The organism is Streptomyces winkii, from assembly GCF_032248595.1.
Lineage (GTDB): Bacteria > Actinomycetota > Actinomycetes > Streptomycetales > Streptomycetaceae > Streptomyces > Streptomyces winkii.
On record NZ_JASTTH010000001.1, the window covers coordinates 952,878 to 971,099 of the forward strand.

Annotated in this window: 16 protein-coding genes and 2 pseudogenes; 10 read left to right on the top strand and 8 right to left on the bottom strand. The window is 69.9% G+C overall.

What is annotated here, in order from left to right; genetic code table 11:
• Positions 1-32 precede the first annotated feature (32 nt).
• Positions 33-1,406, top strand: coding sequence for an amidohydrolase family protein (locus QQM67_RS04100; RefSeq protein WP_314172126.1), 1,374 nt, complete (start codon positions 33-35; stop codon positions 1,404-1,406).
• A complete protein-coding gene (locus QQM67_RS04105) occupies positions 1,403-2,740 on the top strand; it encodes an MmgE/PrpD family protein (protein WP_314172127.1) in 1,338 nt (445 codons plus the stop codon). Before QQM67_RS04100 ends, QQM67_RS04105 begins: the two co-directional genes overlap by 4 nt.
• Positions 2,741-2,805: 65 nt before the next feature.
• Here QQM67_RS04105 and QQM67_RS04110 read toward each other — a convergent pair whose 3' ends face one another.
• Entirely contained in the window at positions 2,806-3,792 is a 987-nt protein-coding gene (locus tag QQM67_RS04110) for a LacI family DNA-binding transcriptional regulator (protein ID WP_314172128.1), read from the bottom strand.
• A 201-nt stretch (positions 3,793-3,993) separates the two neighbouring features.
• On the opposite strand from QQM67_RS04110, the gene QQM67_RS04115 reads away from it, so the two are divergent.
• Positions 3,994-4,659 (top strand): SDR family NAD(P)-dependent oxidoreductase, encoded by a 666-nt coding sequence (locus QQM67_RS04115; protein ID WP_314172129.1) that lies wholly within the window; start codon positions 3,994-3,996, stop codon positions 4,657-4,659.
• A 13-nt stretch (positions 4,660-4,672) separates the two neighbouring features.
• Here the strand turns inward: QQM67_RS04115 and QQM67_RS04120 are convergent, their stop codons facing one another.
• Positions 4,673-6,343 (bottom strand): alkaline phosphatase D family protein, encoded by a 1,671-nt coding sequence (locus tag QQM67_RS04120; protein WP_399065151.1) that lies wholly within the window; start codon positions 6,341-6,343, stop codon positions 4,673-4,675.
• 111 nt (positions 6,344-6,454) lie between these two features.
• Here QQM67_RS04120 and QQM67_RS04125 point away from each other — a divergent pair, with 111 nt between their 5' ends.
• Complete coding sequence (locus tag QQM67_RS04125) at positions 6,455-6,799, top strand: MmcQ/YjbR family DNA-binding protein (RefSeq protein WP_314172131.1); 345 nt, start codon at positions 6,455-6,457, stop codon at positions 6,797-6,799.
• 67 nt (positions 6,800-6,866) lie between these two features.
• Here QQM67_RS04125 and hpnR read toward each other — a convergent pair whose 3' ends face one another.
• Together hpnR and QQM67_RS04135 are read right to left on the bottom strand one after the other, a co-directional pair.
• Positions 6,867-8,363, bottom strand: a complete 1,497-nt coding sequence (gene hpnR / locus QQM67_RS04130) for a hopanoid C-3 methylase HpnR (protein WP_314172132.1) — start codon at positions 8,361-8,363, stop codon at positions 6,867-6,869.
• Positions 8,364-8,644: 281 nt separating this feature from the next.
• Positions 8,645-9,187, bottom strand: a complete 543-nt coding sequence (locus QQM67_RS04135) for a tellurite resistance TerB family protein (protein WP_314172246.1) — start codon at positions 9,185-9,187, stop codon at positions 8,645-8,647.
• A gap of 331 nt (positions 9,188-9,518) precedes the next feature.
• Between QQM67_RS04135 and QQM67_RS04140 the strand changes: the two genes are divergently transcribed.
• On the top strand, positions 9,519-10,736 hold the full coding sequence (locus tag QQM67_RS04140; RefSeq protein ID WP_314172133.1) for a CehA/McbA family metallohydrolase: 1,218 nt from the start codon (positions 9,519-9,521) through the stop codon (positions 10,734-10,736).
• A 174-nt stretch (positions 10,737-10,910) separates the two neighbouring features.
• On the opposite strand, the pseudogene QQM67_RS04145 reads toward QQM67_RS04140, so the two are convergent.
• Positions 10,911-11,671, bottom strand: a pseudogene (locus QQM67_RS04145) (hypothetical protein).
• A gap of 115 nt (positions 11,672-11,786) precedes the next feature.
• On the opposite strand from QQM67_RS04145, the gene QQM67_RS04150 reads away from it, so the two are divergent.
• The 5 genes and pseudogenes from QQM67_RS04150 to QQM67_RS04170 all read left to right on the top strand — a co-directional run bounded on the left by QQM67_RS04150 (position 11,787) and on the right by QQM67_RS04170 (position 14,337).
• On the top strand, positions 11,787-12,050 hold the full coding sequence (locus tag QQM67_RS04150) for a heavy-metal-associated domain-containing protein (protein ID WP_314172134.1): 264 nt from the start codon (positions 11,787-11,789) through the stop codon (positions 12,048-12,050).
• Positions 12,051-12,118: 68 nt separating this feature from the next.
• Positions 12,119-12,423: pseudogene (locus QQM67_RS04155) on the top strand (cation transporter); the annotation flags it as partial.
• A gap of 86 nt (positions 12,424-12,509) precedes the next feature.
• Positions 12,510-13,001, top strand: a complete 492-nt coding sequence (locus QQM67_RS04160; RefSeq protein WP_314172135.1) for a DUF4396 domain-containing protein — start codon at positions 12,510-12,512, stop codon at positions 12,999-13,001.
• Positions 13,002-13,239: 238 nt separating this feature from the next.
• Positions 13,240-13,596 carry a DUF6153 family protein gene (locus QQM67_RS04165; RefSeq protein ID WP_314172247.1) on the top strand — a complete coding sequence of 119 codons (357 nt, stop codon included), beginning with the start codon at positions 13,240-13,242 and terminating at the stop codon, positions 13,594-13,596.
• A 123-nt stretch (positions 13,597-13,719) separates the two neighbouring features.
• Positions 13,720-14,337: a DUF305 domain-containing protein gene (locus QQM67_RS04170; protein ID WP_314172136.1), complete on the top strand. Its 618-nt coding sequence runs from the start codon at positions 13,720-13,722 to the stop codon at positions 14,335-14,337.
• Between the two features lie 95 nt (positions 14,338-14,432).
• Here QQM67_RS04170 and QQM67_RS04175 read toward each other — a convergent pair whose 3' ends face one another.
• The 3 genes from QQM67_RS04175 to QQM67_RS04185 all read right to left on the bottom strand — a co-directional run bounded on the left by QQM67_RS04175 (position 14,433) and on the right by QQM67_RS04185 (position 17,377).
• Positions 14,433-15,737, bottom strand: coding sequence for an MFS transporter (locus tag QQM67_RS04175; RefSeq protein ID WP_314172137.1), 1,305 nt, complete (start codon positions 15,735-15,737; stop codon positions 14,433-14,435).
• Complete coding sequence (locus tag QQM67_RS04180) at positions 15,734-16,846, bottom strand: PLP-dependent cysteine synthase family protein (RefSeq protein WP_314172138.1); 1,113 nt, start codon at positions 16,844-16,846, stop codon at positions 15,734-15,736. The genes QQM67_RS04175 and QQM67_RS04180 overlap by 4 nt, the downstream gene beginning before the upstream one ends.
• A gap of 138 nt (positions 16,847-16,984) precedes the next feature.
• Complete coding sequence (locus QQM67_RS04185) at positions 16,985-17,377, bottom strand: hypothetical protein (protein ID WP_314172139.1); 393 nt, start codon at positions 17,375-17,377, stop codon at positions 16,985-16,987.
• Between the last annotated feature and the right edge of the window lie 845 nt (positions 17,378-18,222).

Genomic DNA, 18,222 nt, shown 5'->3' on the forward strand with positions numbered 1-18,222 from the left:
GGCTACCGACAACGACCCGCGGAAGGCACTCCATGCTCATCCTCAACAACGGCCTCATCGTCAACGGCGACGGCCGCACCGCGCCCTTCACCGGCTCGGTCGTCATCGAAGGCAGCCGCATCGCCGCCGTCGGCCCGGCCGACTACACCGGCGGTGTCGGCGATGTGGTCGTCGACACCGGCGGCCGGCTGCTCATGCCGGGGGCCATCGACCCGCACGTCCACGCCGTCGCTCCGGGCCCGCGGTTCGCGAGCGGCACGCCCGGCGTCTCCGTGGAGGAGGCCCTGGGCAATCTGCGGCGGCACCTCGGCCAGGGGCACACGACGGTCGTCGACCTCGACGGCTTCAAGGTGCCCGACGAGACCGCGCTGGTACGGGGGCGCCAGCCGGTGCGGGTCGAGAGCAGCACGGTGCACTTCGACCCGATGTTCGCCGCGGCGGACGCCGCGGACGGCGCCGGGCTCACCGACCTACACCGCGCCATGACCGCACGCCAGATGACCGATACGGGCGCCGTGGTCATCGGCGAGGTCGGTGCCGGCATGACGCTCGGCGGAGGCGGTCAGGACTACATGTACATTCCGGCCGCCGTCGAGCAGGCGACGGGCGTGAAGATCACTCCCGCGCAGGCGAAGGCGCTCAAGTACGCCGTACTCGGACGGCACATCCGGCCGGGCAGCCCCGACCGCGCCGAGGTCGCCGAACTGCTCGAGCAGCAGGGGCTGTCGGGCCTCATCGCCGTCGACAAGACGGTCACGCTGATCGAGGAGTCGGTGCTTCCGAGCTTCCAGGTCGCGCTCGACGGGCTGGTGGCGTCGGCCCATCTCGCCGTCGAACTCGGCGTGCCCACGCTGGTGCACAACTCCGCACCCTCGGACGAGGCCGCCCGCCAGGCCGCGAGCATCGCCGGGGAGCTCTTCATCGGCGGCCATACGAACCACGGAACCTTCAGCGCCGAAGAGGCAGTTGAGAACGCGCGCTGGATCAGGGAACACGGCGGCTTCGTCGAGATCGACACCTTCGACGCGTGGGGGCGCAAGGAGCTGCACTCGACTCCGGAACACCTCATCGCGCTGCTCCAGGAGGACCTGGTCGACATCATGGCGACGGACTACGCCGCCGGGCACTGGGACGGCATGTTCGAGATGGTCGACGCCGTCGCCCGCGTCGGCCTCGCGCCGCTGGAGCGGGCCGTCGCCATGGCCACCGGCAACGTCGGCAAAGCGCTTCCCCGGGTGGGCGCCGACCGCGGGCTCCTCAAGCCCGGCCAGTTCGCCGACGTCGTGGTCTCGGCGGCGAAGAGCCCTGCCGACGTGCAACTCGTCGTCGTCGGCGGGGAGACGGCGCTCGCACGGGACGCGTTCGCTGCCCTGGCGGCCCCCGCGACCCCGGCGGTGACGGCGTGATCACCGACCGGGCGACCGACCAGGCGACTCGTCAACTGATCGAACGCTGCCGGGAGTCGGCAAACGCACCGCTGCCCCGCGAAGTGCGAACGCGCGCACGGCACTGCGTCCTCGACCACCTCGCCTGCTCCCTCACCGGCGCGCAACTCGACCACGTACAGCCGAACTTCCTCGCCATGGCACCGTTCGGCGGCACGCCGGAGGCGACGACGGCGGACGGTCTGCTGCGCCCGGCCTTCTGCGCCGCGTATCTCAACGGGGAGTCCGCCAACGCGCTCGACTACGACGACACGCTGGCCGGGCACCCCGGCGCCCCCGTCGTGGCCGCGGCGCTCGCCGCCGGTGAGCGGGCGGAGGCGACTCTCGACGACCTGCTGAAGGGCGTCGTCGTCGGATACGAGGCGCACTGGCTGCTCGGGCGGGCGGCGCGGCCGTCTGACAGCCGGGCTGGCAAGGTGCGCGCCGTGGGGGTCTTCGACGCCATCGCGGCCTCCCTCGCGGCAGCGGCGGTCACCGACGCCTCCGCCCAACGGCTCGGCCGCGTCGTGGGGTTGGCGGGGACGCAGTCCTGCGTCCCGTACGTCGCCAAGTGGTACGAGCGGCCGGTGCCCACCGTGAAGAACAACCTGGGATGGAGCGCCGCCTCGGCCGTACTGGCTGTCGACCTCGCCGATTCCGGCGCGGTCGGGCTGCCCGACGTCCTGGACGGACCGGCGGGGTTCTGGCTGATGGCGGGCAGCGACCGCTGGCGCTGGGACGAGACCCTGGCGGAGACGGTCGAACCCGCCATCATACGCGCCGGTTTCAAGCGGTTCCCCGCGTGCTGGCACGTGCAGCAGTATCTGACCGCACTCGAATCCGTCCTGCGACGCGCCCCCGAGGGGCGTACCGTCCGGCACATCCGGATCGACGGCCCGCTGGATCTCCAGAAGTTCGCCGAGCCGCGGATCGACGGGCCCGCCGACGTCGCCTTCGGCATCCGTACGCTGAGCGCCCTGCTGGCCGGCGGGGTCGAGCCGGGCCCGGCATGGGTACGCCCGGACCTCATCGCCTCGACCTCGGCGCTGGCCCGCGAGGTGACGGTCTCGCGCACCCGCCGTCGGGCCGTCACCGTGACCTTCGACGACGGACAGGTCCAGCACGGCCCGGTGCCCAAGGCGGACTCCGCCCGCCCGCATCCCTTCGGCCTCACCGAGAGCGAGGTACGGGCGAAGTTCGACCGGCTCGTATCCCCCCTGCTGGGCGCGGACCCGGCGCGAGCCCTCCGGGAGTCGGTGATCGACGCGGACGGCTCGCTGAAGCTCTCCAAGCTGACCGAGGCGATGCGCCGTTGAGCAGTGTGCGTTGAGGAGTGTGCGTTGAGCGGTGCGCCGTCGGGCAGTACGTACGAGCCGTCCGGCTACCCGGCCTCGCCGCAGGACGTGCGGGCGATCAGCTCCGGTTCGAAGGTGAGCTGAACCGCCTCGCCCGGGTTCTCGACGATGAGCTCGGCCGCCATCTGCCCCATCCGGTGGGACGGTTGGCCGATGACCGTGACGCCGAGAGCCGGGCCCCAGGCGAAGTCGTCCATCGTCAGGAACCCGATGTCGTCAGGGATCGCCAGCCCACGGCTCATCAGCGCGGAGTGGACGGCGACCGTACGCCGCCCGGTGAGGCAGACGATCGCGTCCACGGACGCGCGGTGTTCCAGCAACGACCTCACGGCATCGCTGACTTGCTCGTTGCCCTCCACCGATGTCACGGCGTCCGGGGGCAGTTCGAGCCCGGCCTCGGCGAGCCCCTGGCGGAGCCCCTCGGTGCGTCCGTGCTGCGACGGCCGCCCCCCGGACGTGATGACGCCGACCGAGCGCCTCCCGCACGCGATCAGGTGCTCCGCCATCAGCCGTCCGGCAGCGAGATTGTCCAGGGCCACCGAGTGCAGCCGGGGCGGCGGGTCCTGCACCGACCGCGCGACGACGACACACGGCGTCCCGCCCGTGGCCATCCTGCGCGTCCTGTCGTCGGTGGTCTCGACGGTGGTGACGATCAGACCGCGCACCCTCTGCTCGTTCATGGTCCGGATCTGGGCGTCGCCGCTGCCGGCATGGCGGAAGGTGCTGGCGAACATCACCAGGCTGTCGTTGGCGTCGGCCACCTCGTCGATCCCCCGCATGAGGCCGAGGTAGAACGGGCTGGTGAGATCGTCGATGACCACCCCGATCGTGCTGGAGCGCCCGGCGAAGATGCTCTTGGTGAGCGCGTTCGGCGAGTAGTCGAGCCGGTCGACGGCAGCCCACACCTTGGCGGCGGTCGCCTCCTTGACGGCGCCGCCGTTGAGGACCCGCGAAACCGTCGCGACCGACACCCCGGCCACCGCGGCCACGTCGCCGATGGTTGCTCGCTTCACCTTCCGTCCCTCCCACCACACCGGTCAGGCAGTTATACGCCCGCCGTCGTGGACAACCAACTCGCAGCCAATGATGACTGCGCGAACCCGCGGGTCGAGCCCGCGGGCAATAGTGGAACCCGAGTTGCCCGATCGGAACCCGGGTCGCCGATCGGACCCTTCTCCAGCCCTGCCCCCTGGCACACCCGTGAAGGATTCACCGTGACCACGTTCGCTCTCATCGGCGCGGGCCCCGGCCTGGGCCTTGCCGCCGCCCGCCGCTTCGGCACCGCCGGCCACGGCGTCGCGCTCCTCTCCCGCAGCACCGACCACCTCGGACCCCTGACGGCCGAGCTGGAACGGGACGGCGTCCGGGTCCGCGGTTACGCCGCCGACGTCCTCGACCCCGCTTCCCTGACGACGGCCCTGGCAACGGCGGCCGGGGAGCTGGGCTCCGTGGAGATCCTCCAGTACAGCCCCGCGGTCCGCGCCGACTTCATGAAGCCGGTCCTCGACACCGGCGCGGCCGACCTGGACGATCCGCTGGCCTTCTCCCTCAAGGGTGCCCTCACCTGTGTGAACGCCGTCCTGCCCGGGATGCGGGCGCTGGGCCGCGGCACCCTGCTCTTCGTCAACGGCGGCAGCGCCGTGCGCCCGCACCCCGAGCGGGCCGGCACCTCCATCGCCTTCGCCGCCGAGAGCGCCTATGCGGCGATGCTCCACGACGCGCTCGCCGCGGAGAACATCCACGCCGCCCAGCTGATCGTCCCCGGTGCGATCCGCCCGGACGCCGAGCACTCCAGCCCGGACGTCCTGGCGGAGCGCCTGTACGCCATCCACATCGAGCGCACCGGGTTCCGCCACTACGCCGAGCCCATGCCCGAGTGAGAGAGGGCCCGTGCTACGGACGCACCGGTGTGTCCGCCTTCTCCAGCCGCTGCGTGCCGGACCGCGTGCGGTACGAGCACCGGACCTCGGCGGTGGCGTCGCGGTCCGCCTTGTCGGACAGGACGAAGTAGTCCATCTGAACTCGCTCGGCGTCGACGTCGAGGACTCCGTATCCGTGGCCGTCCGTGTCGAGCCACCGCACATGGGGGTTGCCGCGCCGGATCGCGGCATTCGCCCTCAAGGAGACCTCGACGGAGGGGACCAGCGAGATGTCGTCGAGGTTCGGGGAGGTGACGGACGTGACGACGAACTCCGTCGCCACCGGTGCCGCCTGAGGTGAGAGGGCCGCCCGTAACGGCACGTCGTTCGCGAAAGCCATGTGGATGTCGCCGGCGAGGAACACCGTGTTGTCGATCCGGTCGTCGCGGAGGTGGGTCAGCAGCTCCCGGCGGTCGTCCGTGTACCCGTCCCACTGGTCGAGAGTGAGTCCCGAGCCCAGCAGCTTCGCCAGGGACCTGCGCGTATCGGCGGGCACGGTGTCGAAGGCGAGGGGCGCGATCATCACGGAGGTGCCGACCATCCGCCACCGGGCCGTGGACCTGGACAGTCCGGCCTTCAGCCAGTCCAGCTGCGCGCGCCCCGTGATGGTGCGGCCGGGGTCGTCGCCGACGCGGCGGCCGAGCACGCGCGGCGGCTGCCGGTCGCGGAAGGAACGCAGGTCGAGCATGTGCAGGTCGGCGAGCCGGCCGAAGCCGATGCGGCGGTACGTGGTGCCTTCGGCGGAGGGGCGCACCGGCATCCACTCGAAGTACGCCTGCTTCGCGGCCCGTACGCGTCCTGCCCAGGTTCCTCCGTCCGCGGGCGTGTGGTTCTCGGCGCCGCCGGACCAGGCGTTGTTGGCGAACTCGTGGTCGTCCCACATGGCGATGACGGGGTGCGCGGCGTGCAGGGCCTGAAGATCGGGGTCGAGCTTGTAGTGGGCGTGCCGGACGCGATAGTCGGCAAGCGTGACGGTCTCCTGCTCGGGCTGGACCTTGCGGACGATCTTCCCCGCCACGGTGTACTCGCCCGTGCCGCACTCGTAGATGTAGTCGCCGAGATGGAGAACGGCGTGCAAGTCGGTACGGGCGGCCAGGTGCCGGTAGGCGGCGAAGTAGCCGGCCTCGTAGTGCGAGCACGAGACCACGCCGAAGCGGAGGTTGCGGACCGCGGCGTCCTCGGCGCTGGTCGTACGCGTGCGGCCGGCGCGCGAGCGGACCGGGCCGGCGCTGAAGCGGAACCAGTAGCTGGTGTCGGGGCGCAGCCCGCGGACATCGGCCTTGACCGTGTGATCGGCGGAGGCATGGGCCTTCTCCGTACCCCGTGCGACGACGGTGGCGAACTCCTCGTCCTCCGCGACCTCCCAGGTCACATGGACCGGAGCTCCCTTTCCGGAACCGGGTACGGCCTCTCGGGAGGGTGTGACCCGGGTCCACAGCAGAACGCCTTCGGGCAGCGGGTCACCGGAGGCGACACCGTGCAGGAAGGCGGGGCCTTCGTCCGACTGTGCGCCGAGGAGACCGTTGCTGAGCGGCAGCAGGACCGCGGATGCCGCGGTGGCCACGGCGACGGTGCGGCGCCGGGGGCTGAGAGGGGATCTGCTGTCGGGAGCGGGGTCCTGGGGGGTGGCCCGGCCGTTGGTCACGGCACCGGACATTACTCTCGTACGCCCATGAACCATCTGTTATAGGGCGCCGATCGGACCACACGGACACCTGCGAATCCGCAGGGAGGCCCGGTAGGGGAGGCTACGGAGATGGTCACCATCGATGACATCCGTGAGATCGCCTCCGGCCTGCCGGGCGCCTACGAGCAGGCGTCCTACGGCGGGCAGCCGTCCTGGCGGACGAAGCCTCGGGGGTTCGCGTGGGTGCGGGATGAGCCCGAGGCGCTCGTCGTGTGGGTGGGCTCGGTCGAGGAGAAGCTCGCGCTGATCGGATCCGAGCCAGGCAAGTTCTTCACGACCTCCCACTACGACGGCTCGCCGATCCTCCTCGTACGCCTCGAAGGCGTCGACCGTGCCGAGGCGGCCGAGCTGATCGAGGAGTCGTTCCGGCTGCGGGCTCCGAAGCGCCTCGTGGCGGAACTCGACGGTGGGTAGCCGGAAGCGGCTGAACCTCGCGGCACGAAGCCGGTCGCCGGGCGGCGCGGTTCATCGTGCCGCCAGGTCACTCGGCAGGAGCGGCGTCCCTTCCGTGAGCGGCCTTGCGGTCGTGGATGTAGAGCTTGCGCCGGTCGCCGACGTCGAGCCGTTCCGGCAGCGGCAGTTCGTAGTCGACGGGCCGGAAGTGGTCCGTGAGCTGGCGCTCGGGGTTGTAGACCGAGTTGAAGCGCCACAGCATGCGCGCGAAGTTCGTCTGGCCGCGCAGCAGATTGCCGCCCAGCACGCGCAGCGCGCCGAACGCGGTGCGCAGGCCGAGGTGCTTGCGGTTGATGACGGCTTGCGTGCGCACGAGTTCGCGGTAGAAGACGTCGAGCGGAAGGGCCGTGGGCACGACGGCGTGCTGGATGTCGAAGAGCCGGTAGTCCCGGGTCGTCAGCCGTCGCGACTCGGTGTGCCACACCTCGGTGCCGGGGTACGGCGTCATGACCGTGAGGTGCACGATCTCGGGCACCGACATCGCGAACTCTCGGATGACGCGGAATCTCTCCTCGTCCCATCCGGGGTCGACGATCAGGTTGATGGCCACGTTGATGCCCATCTTCCGGGCGAGTTCGAGCGCCCTGAAGTTGTCGTCGGGGCTGACGCGCTTGCGGTACAGGTCCAGCCCTTCGGCGTCGATCGCCTCCATCCCGAGGAACATGTACTTCAGCCCCAGCCGCGTCCACCGCTCGAAGATCTCCGGGTGGCGCAGCAGGACGTCCGCACGGGTCTCCAGGTAGTAGCGCTTGCGGATGCGGCGGCGCTCGATCTCGGCGGCGATGGCGTCGCCGTGCTCGGGGCGGATGAAGGCCACGTCGTCGACGATGAAGACGCTGCTCTCCCGGATGCTCGCCATCTCCTCACCCGCGGCCTCGGGAGACGCCTTGCGGTAGCTGCGCCCGTAGAAGGTCCAGGCGGAGCAGAAGGAGCAGTCCCAGGGGCAGCCCCGCGTGAACTCGATGGACGCGCAGGGGTCGAGCTCGCCGATGAAGTAGCGGCGGCGGTGGGCGAGCAGATCGCGGGCCGGGCGGGGGGTGTCGATGCTGTGCAGCATCCGCGGGCCCGGTCCGCGGCCGTCGGCGGTGACGATGCCGGGGACACCCTCGACACCGCCCTGCGCCAGCCCCTCCAGCAGCGGGCCGACGGCCGGTTCGCCCTCACCGCGGATCACGGAGTCGACCGCGCCTTCCGCCTGTTCGAGCACCTCCTCCGCGACGAAGGAGACGCTGTGACCGCCGAAGAAGACGTGCGCGCCGGGCACGATCTGCTTGGCGCGGTGCGCGAGCTCGATGGCCTCGGGGACGTTCGCCAGATAGTTCAGGGAGAAGCCGACCGCCTGTGGTTCGAACGTGGCCATCGCCCGCTCCAGGTCGGAGTGCCTGGAGACCTGGAGGTCGATGACGCGCACGTCGTGACCGGCCTCCCGGGCGGCGCCGGCGACGCGCTCCAGGCCGAGAGGTTCGAGTCGAAGGAAGATCTCCGAATACATCAGGGCACTGGGATGGACGAGGAGCAGACGCACCGATGCCTCCGGGGGTCGTGGGCCGCTTCGTCCACCCGTTGTCCGGGAGCCTCGGCGTCAAACGGCGCACGGACCGGCATCCCCCGTTCGGCCACCCCGTCCCGCGGAGGCCGCGGCGGCCTCGACCTCGACGACCGGACCCGCGGCGTCCAGGCCGGCCGCGGTTGACAGGGGTCTCCGGACGGAGACCCTTGCGCTCCGAGCCGGCCGCACGGTCCGCGGGCGTCACGGCGGTGGACTGCGATCAGGCGACCTGACCGCTCCTGGCCCGGCCGGGAACGTCAGAGCTGGAACTCGGCCGGCGGCACTTGCAGTGCCGTGCAGGCTTCCCGGATGACCGTCTGCTCGGCAGGGGAGAAGTCGCCGTCGGCACCCGCGATGACGATGCCGGTCTGGATCACTGCCCTTGCCTCGGCCGGCTTCTTGCCGGCCTTGGCGATCTCCTGCATCGCGTCGGCCTTGCCCTGGTGGAAGTTCTGCGTCAGTTGGTCCACGTGCTTGTTGAAGCGCTGCCGCAACTGCTCCGGCGGGAAGTTCTGCAGCACCTCGTTACGGAGGATCATCGACTCGACATTCTGCCGCTCGGCGGGGTCCACATGCCCGTCCGCGGCCGCGACCAGCGCACACATCGCCATGCTCGCGTCCCGGTACGCACCGCTCTTCAGCTCGGTCTTCAGCGATGCGAGCTGCGTCTTCAGCGCGCCGACCAGCTGGGCCTTCGAACCGCCTCCACTCCCCGTACTGCTGCTTCGCCCGCCGGTCCGTCCACTCTGGGACTGCTGCAGAGTCTTGGCCTGATCCTTGAGCCGGTCCCACATTGGCACTTGCGTCACCTCGATGTTCGTCTCAGCACCGTTCGCGCATGCCGCTCGCATGCCTACGGGGCCAACGCCCGCGCCCACCCCAAGGTTCCGCAAAGTCCCCTGCCCCGGGCGGCGGAGCTGAGGCCCACTCAGCCGACCAGCCCGGCATCCCCCTCGACTTTCGATGCGCGGCCGACCACGTCAACAGCCGTGTGCACTGGGCGAATTGGGTTCCGTACACCGAATCGCGTACTGAGGAACTGTCCGAATAGGCAATCTCTCGGGAAGAGTTCAGCCATCCGTCGTGCGCGGGGTGCTGACCGGTAAGGCGGTGTGCGCTCAGAATCCCCACATGACGACACGCGACCACCATCACAGACCCAGCCGACGGTCCATGCTCGCCGGGGCGAGCGGGCTCCTCATACTCGCCTCGGCACCGGGGACCGCGAGCGCGGTCAGTACCCGTACCGCCAGATCGTCCGACGTTCCGGTCAAGCGCACCGGAGCCGCGCGGGGCTCCCGCCTCAGGCAAGGCACCACGCTCGTACACGCGGACATGCACAACCACACCGCCATGTCCGACGGCGACGGCGACCCCGAACTCGCCTTCGCCTCGATGCGTGACGCGGGGCTGGACGTCGCCGCTCTCACCGACCACGCCACACTGCTGTCGATCGAGGGCCTCAGCTCAGCGGAGTGGGACCGGACGGGGCAGCTCGCCGACGCCGCCGACGATCCCGGGACCTACACCGCCATCCGCGGCTTCGAGTGGTCCCACCCGCTGCACGGCCACGCCAACGTCTGGTTCACCGACGACTGGGTCGACCTCGGCGGCGCGGGCAGTCCGGGCTCGCTCTACGGCTGGCTGGAGGACCGCGACGCCGTGGCCAGCTTCAACCACCCGGGGCGCGAGTCCGGGATGTTCGACAACTTCAGCTTCTCCGCAGCCGTGTTGGAGAAGATGGTCGGCCTGGAGATGTTCAACCGCGGCGACGACTATCTCTTCGACGGCTGGTCGAGCACCGGCCGCTCGCCGCTCGTCGCCTGTCTCAACAAGGGCTGGCGTACGGGACTGACGGGCGTCACCGACGAGCACGGCACGGACTGGGGCTTCCCCGAAGGCAAGGGACGCAGCGGGCTGTGGGTCACCGAGAACACCCGCGCCGGCGTCTTCGAGGCGATGCGTGCCCGGCGGTTCTTCGCAACGCGCGTCTCGGGGCTGCGACTCGACGCCGTGGCGAACGGCGTCCAGATGGGCGGCACGATCGGCCTGGACTCGGGCGACGTCCAGTTCACCGTCGACCTGGACCGCGGCCCCGAATGGGAGGGCAAGCCCCTCAACATCCAGGTCCTGCGCCCGGGTTCGGACGCGCCGACAGTCGCGGACGTCATCGAGACCCACTCCAATCAGCTGACGAAGTTCACCGTCCCCCTCAACGCGGCCGACGGCAACTGGACCGTCCTGCGCGTCTCTGACCCGTCCCAAGCAAACCCTTCCCCGGGCCCCTCCGGCCACCCGTGCAACGACTGGGGAGTGGCGTACTCGAGCCCATGGTGGCTCCAGGCATGACGCGCACACCGGGCGGTGGGCCCTGACGGGGTGTGCCCGACCGGCGCAGTCGCGAACAGGCCGCGGCGACGGTCGGGTTGTGCGCCCGTCGCAACCACCGCCCAGCAGCGGCCAGATGAGGCCCAGGGTGTGCTGAGTCCGTGTCACATCGTTGCCGCTTGCGCCCGGCCCGGGTCAGTGGTCGTGTTCGCTGCCGGTGGGACCCTCGCCGTGCACAGCCGTCGTGGAGTCGCCGCCCGCGGCGACGGTGAATGCGGCGGTGCGCACTTTCCCTTCGTGCTTGAAGTCCAGGAAGAGCCGGTAGGCACCGTCGCTGGGGGCGGTCGCCGTAAACGACACAGCGGGGCCTGACTTCGTACTGCCGTCGCCCGGTTCCCCGTTGGGGTGCACGTGCAGATACGCCAGGTCGCCCGAGCGCAGGGCCACCAGGTGTCCGTACGCGCCAAGGTAGGGCTGAAGGCCGGTGACCTCCTTGCCGTCCTTGCTGACCGAGAACCCCAGCTCCTGTGCGGCTCCGCGGCGCAGCCCGCCCTTGAGGTCCACGGTGTACCCGTCGACGGTGGCGGTGCGTGCCGGGCGTGGCAGCGGGCGCGGTTCGTAGTCGCCGGAGGCGGACAGGTCCGCGCCGAGAGTGAGGTTTCCGGTCCCCTTCCTGGCAGGGGTGAAGTCGGCGAAGAGCCGCGGCGCTGGGCTTCGACGCGGGGGGTTTCGAGATCGAGGGTGTATCCGCTCTCGGAGATCTGTAGCCCGCCGGCCGGGCGCCCCGATTTCTCGCTGTCCGTCGGATCCGAGCCGCCTTCCTGATGCCCGGCGTGCGCTGCCGTCGGCTCGGCGCGGGAGGCGATCGGCTCCACGCCCCCTCCGACGAAGTAGGCGGTGCCGAACGTGACCGCGAGGGCAGCGGTGAAGGCGGTGATTCTCGCTCCGGTGTTCATGGCGGCTCCTCGGTTACCGGCTTGCTCATCGATAGGGGGTGGGGGTATATGTGAGAACGTATACAATATACCCCCGAGGGGTATAGTCACTCGTCCCTCTGACCGAGGAGATCCCATGGCGTCCTGCTGCACCCCGGACGGCAGCTGCCACACAGACGGCACCACCACCGTCTACAACGTGTCCGGCATGACCTGCGCCCACTGCCGCGCCGCGGTCACAGAGGCCGTCGGCGGCTTGGAGACGGTGCGGTCGGTGTCCGTCGATGTGGAGGCGGGCCGCGTCACCGTGACCACCGGCGGTGAACCCGACGACGCGCTGATCGCCGAAGCCGTCGACGACGCCGGATACGAGCTCACCGGCCGAGCAGCCACCGCCTGACCGCAGGCCGCCGGGGTCCGTTGCACATGCCTCGCTCCGGCGCCATCCGTCCAGCCCGAGGAGCAGTGATGACAACTACGGTCTCTGAAGCCGCCGAGGTCGAACTCGCCATCGGCGGGATGACCTGCGCCTCGTGCGCGGCCCGCATCGAGAAGAAGCTCAACCGCATGGACGGTGTGGAGGCCACCGTCAACTACGCGACGGAGAAGGCAAGGTCACCTATGGCGAGAGCGTCGCCGTGGAAGACCTGATCGCCACGGTCGAAGCGACGGGCTACACGGCCGCCCTGCCCGCGCCCGTACCGACCGACAGCGCGACCGCCTCCGACGAACTCGGCGCCGAGGCGGACGAGGCGGGGGAACTGCGCCCGCTGACCGCAGGACCAACGTCCCCACCAGACCGGCCAGTTCGAGGACGGGCGTTCTAGGAAGACCCGGTTCCATCGGAAGGGAGCACGTCATGGATCACACTTCCCACCACGTCGGCGCGGCCGGCGAGATCGGACAGCCGCCGGCCCGCGCGCCATGGGGCACCGCGGCCAAGGCGACGCTGCACTGCCTGACGGGCTGCGCCATAGGCGAGATCCTGGGCATGGCCGTCGGCACAGCGTTGCTCTGGAACAACATCCCCACGATGATCCTGGCGATCGCGCTGGCCTTCGTCTTCGGCTATTCCTTCACGCTGTACGCGGTGCGCAGGGCGGGTCTCGGTCTCAAGGCCGCGATCCGCGTCGCCCTCGCCGCCGACACCGTGTCCATCGCCGTCATGGAACTGGTGGACAACTCCATCATCGCCGTGACACCGGGAGCGATGGATGCCCAGCTGTCCGACGGCCTGTTCTGGTCCGCACTGCTGGGGGGCTTCGCGATCGCCTTCCTGATCACCACACCCGTGAACAAGTGGATGATCGGCCGCGGCAAAGGGCACGCAGTTGTGCACGCCTACCACTGAGGGGCACGGCAGCGCACTGCCCGCCGCGGGGGCCCCGCCGGCGGCCTGATCGTGGAAGACGGTCGCCCGGAGACAGGCGGCGCCGCACGCAGTGGACTTCCCGTGCGTCAGCGGCGCTGGACTCCCGACTCATGGGCTGGGCGTGAACCCTAGGATGGGCCGCATGACCGGCACACCGCGCATCGCTCTCCCTCTGGGGGCTGCGCGTGCGTGCGTGTTGCTGCTCCTGCCCGTGCTGATGGGGCTGGTCGCCATGCACGGCCTCGGGCCTGCGCCGGTAGGCCAGCACGCTCGCGCCATGCCGATGGCCAGTAGCCACAACGGGGAGGCGGCGAGCGTCGGGTCGCGGGTGGCACATGTGTCAGAAGCCGCCTGTCACCACGGCTCCGGGACAAAGGACCGCGGCCACGTCGGCCACGCCGATCCCACGTGCGCGGCGAGCGGCATCAGCAGCGCACCCACCTTGACCGCGGCGACCTTGAACGTGGCCGACTGCGCAAGCCCCGCTTCGTTCCAGGCGAGCGGCTGTGACGCCGCCACCGCCGTGGAACGGGCACCGCCCTCACTCGCGAACCTCCAACTCCTGCGTATATAGCGCGTCCCCCGGCGCCCGGTACCCGCAGCACGCTGCCGCGGGCCAGGCGCTCGCACCGCCCTTGGCTACGGCCCGAGGGTGCCCCGGACACGCACACCACTTCGACGCAGGAGCAATATCAGCATGACTGCACATCGTTCACATACGCGCGCCGTCGCAGCGGCGGCTGCCGCCGCCACTGCCGCACTGATCCTCACCGCCTGTGGCGGCGACAACGACACCGAAGGCCACGGATCCGGCCACGACGACAAGTCATCGGCGCCGGCCGCCAAGGGCAAGCACAACGGCGCGGACGAGTCCTTCGCCGTGGGCATGATCCCGCATCACCGGCAGGCGGTGGAGATGGCCGAGCTGGCCGCCGACCGCGCGTCCTCCCCGGAGGTGAAGAAACTCTCCGAGGACATCGAGAAGGCCCAGGACCCGGAGATCAAGAAGATGTCCGGCTGGCTGAAATCCTGGGGCAAGGAGGTCCCGAAGGCCATGCCCGGGATGGACCACTCAAAGCACGGCATGCCCGGCATGATGACGCCCGAGGACATGGAGAAGCTGAAGAAGTCCTCCGGCAAGGAGTTCGACACCGCGTTCCTGAAGATGATGGTCGAACATCACGAGGGCGCCGTGGAGATGGCCCGTACCGAGAAGTCCGACGGGGCGTTCGAACCCGCCAAGGACATGGCTCAGGACATCAGCACTTCGCAGACCGCGGAGATCAAGAAGATGAAGGGACTGCTCGACCAGTAGCGAGGTCGCTTACGGGGGTGAGGGGCCGCATCCGCACGGATGCGGCCCCTCGCGCCGTCGCTTCACGCCAGGGCGGCCACGAAGGCGATCACCTGTCAGGCGGTCGCCGGCTCCGGCTCGGGTCGTGTCGCCGGGGTTGCCAGCCGGCCGGAGCGATGCAGCCCGTAGAGAGAGGCGGCGCAGACGGTGCCGAGTGCGCACAGACAGATCCATGGCAACGCGGGAACACCGGCCGCGCGTGCTGCGTCCAGTGACGCGCCGGTCAGCAGGTTTCCGAGGGTGATGCCGATGCCGCAGATCGTGTTGTACAGCCCGTAATGGGTGGCCACGAGCCGGTCACCTGAGAGCCGCACGATGGTGTCCATCTCGAAGGGGTAGGCCGTCATCTGTCCAAGGGCCAACAGCAGCGCGGCCAGTGTGGGCGGCAGCGCCGCCACCAGCCACAGTCCCACGCCTCCGTCCGGTACGGGCACGGCCATGGCCAGCAGCAGCGGCACGAACGCCAGCCCCATCAGCGCGAGTCCCCAGGCGAGTGCTTGTCCGGGCTCCATCCGGGCCTTGCACCACGCCGTCAGCTTCGTCTGACCGAGGATCGTGCTCAGCCCGGAGACGGCGAAGAGCAGCGCGACGCCCGAGGTGCCGAAGGCGCCTTCTCCCGCCAGCCGCCGAACTTCCAACGGGAGGGCGAGATACACCTGGAAGGACAGGACGTACGCGCCGATCATCGCCACGGAGAACAGCAGGAACGGGCGGTTGGAGAGGATCCCGCGCCACTGTGAGAACACGCCGTCCTGGCCCCCGGACCGGCTGCTCCCGGGCTCCTTCGCCCGCCGTGCGGGCAGCGCACGGATCTGCACGACGCTGAGCACCGCGAAGATGCCGGCCGAAACCAGGCAGGTGAGGCGGAAGTTGACGCCCGTCAGCAGCATGCCGACCACCGGGCCGAGCAGGATCCCCGCCTGGTAGAAGACGTTGAACAGCGCGAAGGCCTCTACCCGGCGCTCCCCGGTATCCGCCGCCAGATAGGCCCGTACCGCGGGATTGAACAGGGCCCCGGCCAGGCCTGTCGCTGCGGAGGCGGCGAGAAGCGCGGGCAGTGAATCGACGAGCCCGAGCGTGGCGAAACCGGCGGTGCGCAGCGCGCAGCCGGCCACGATCATCGGCTTGTAGCCGAGCCGGTCGGCCAGCGTCCCTCCGACCAGGAACATGCCCTGCTGGCTGAAGTTGCGTACTCCGAGGACGAGTCCGACCAGCCAGCCGGCCAGTCCCAGGGTTCCGGAGAGGTGCTGTGCGAGGTAGGGCATCAGCATGTAGAAGCCGAAGTTGATGGTGAACTGATTCACCATCAACAGCTGCACACTGCGCTCGTACGAACGCAGTTGCGTGAGCGTGCTCTTCACCGTGCCTCCCCGGGGACGTCGCAGGCCGGAGCACGGAAGGTGAGCGGGTCGCTCACGGTGGTGCACCGGGTCCAGCGGTGGATCTCCTTTTCATCGGGACGGCCAACCACCTCCGGTGCGACTGCGGGTGGCGCGTCGAGCAGTCCGCGTGCTGTGCAGTAGGCGTCGTCGTAGACGGTCTCCAGGTAGCGCTGAGGGCCGTCGGGGAAGACGGCCGCGATGCGCGTGCCCGCAGGCAGAGTGCGGGCAAGCCAGCCGGCGACGAGGGCGACGGCGCCGACGCTCCATCCACCGGTGGCGTAGTGCGAGGACGCCAGCTGTCGGCAGGTCCACACCGCCTCGGATGGGGCGACCCAGTGCACCTCGCTGAACTGCTCGTAGGCGATGTTGCGGGGATAGATGCTGGAGCCCAGGCCCCGCATGACCCTCGGGCGGGCCGGCTGGCCGAAGATGGTCGAGCCGATGGTGTCGACGCCGACGAGCCGAAGCTGCGGATAGAACTGGCGCAGCACATGCGAAATGCCGGCCGAGTGGCCGCCCGTGCCCACGCTGCACACCAGGACATCGATGTGGTCCAGCTGAGAGGCGAGTTCGAGAGCCAGCGGGAGGTAGGCGCTGGTGTTGTCGGGGTTGTGGTACTGGTCGGGGCACCACGATCCGGGGTGTTCGTCCAGAACTTGGGCGACCCGGTCTCGGCGGGCCTGCTGCCAGCCGCCGGCGGGATGGGGTTCGGCGACGACGTCGACACGGGCGCCGTAGGCCGTCAGGAGCCGGGTCATCGACGACTCGAGGCCGGGGTCGGTGACCAGGGTGACGGGATGCCCGTGCACCAGACCGGCCAGGGCAAGCCCCAGTCCGAGGGTGCCACTGGTGGATTCGACGATTCGGCCGCCGGGAAGCAGTTCGCCGCGGGCACGGGCCCGTTCGACCATGTGCAGCGCCGGGCGGTCCTTGATCCCCCCGGGATTGAAGCCCTCCAGTTTCGCCCAGAAACCACGATGACCGGCGGGGGCCAGTGGTTCCGACACCCACAAGACGGGGGTGTTGCCTACGAGCGCGCCCAGGGCCGGGCGCGTGGGGGTGACGGCAGTAGTGGTCAGTGACTGCATCTGTTTCGCTCTCATTCGATGAAGGCGCAGTGCGGGTATGCGGATTCATCTCGCGCGCCGTCACCGGGAAGCGGGGATGGGCGATCCCCGCTGCGGGTCTGGCACGCGGCAGCCAGGAGGCCGGCTGCGAGGCGAGGTCTAGATGCGCCAGAGGCAGACGTCTGCGAGCAGTGACCGGCCCGACCGAGGTATCGGCCGATCTGCTCCCTGGATCGCCGACGGCGACCGCGGGAGCGCGGTGAAGAACGCCACGCTGAGTGTCGTGGCGGTCATCGCTGTCGCCGGCGTCGTATCCAGCGGCTGGATGGGCCGGGAGATCGCGCTGGGAACGCAATCCGCCCCGTGATGCTCATCGTCCGGGGCGTCACTTCCCGCGGTGACGGTCAATGCGACAGCGGCAGACGTCTTGGGCGCGCGATGGTGCGCATCACCGAGCTGACCATGTGACACGCAGCAGCACATGAGCAGCGTGGCCAGCACGAAGCCCATCACCAGCGGAATCAGCCGCGGCAGGGAATCCTGGCGCGCCATCGCCGCGCAGGCACGGTCGGGGGGTAGGGGGTGAAGCCTCATCGGCCCTCCAGCAGCCGCCGTCACCCGCTACCGCGGGAGGGCGACGAACAGGACGAGACAAGCAGGTGGATACAGGCGCGCCGTGAGAAGTCGGAGCCGGGCCGGGACTGACGAAGCCCGCTCGGACGGTTGCGCCCGCTGGCGATCCCCACGATCAAGCACTCATGGTGTTCAGGCGTAGCCGTGAGTGACGATATGGGGGGAGTCGGATCCTAGACCTGCTGCACCACGGAACACTTCGACGTCGCCGGGTTCACGGCCGCTCCCGGGCCCGGCACAGAGCCCTTCGCGGCGGCACCGGTGCGATCCGAGTCCCAAGCGAACGGCGCGAGGCAAGGAGCGTCCAAGGCCGGTTCCTGCTGGGGCTGGCCCGAGACACAGTCTTCGCCGGCATGACCCGAATCATGGCCGTGGCCGTGGGTGTCCTCTTGTGCGTCGAGTTGCGGTGACGACTCCGCAGCGGCAGCGCCGTGTCCATGCGTGGTTGCTGCCGGAGAGGCTACGGCCGCGCTCGCCTGCCCATGGCCCTCGGCGCTGCCGGCACTCAACCCGTGTGCGATCACCAGGGAGAAGAGCAGCATGGCCAGCCACAGCAGACGTGACGCGCCCGCATGTGTGGGGGTCCGCCGTATGCGAGGTGGCGGCCAAGCCGTAACCATGCCGTGATCCTAACGGGTCCTCAGCAGCGAGCTCTCACGCCCCCGTTGAACGTTTCGCAAATGACAAACGACGTGAAATAACAGCCGGGTCGCCGGAGCCCACGGCCCTCTGTAGCTGCGGACGCTCACCGCAGCGACGGTCGA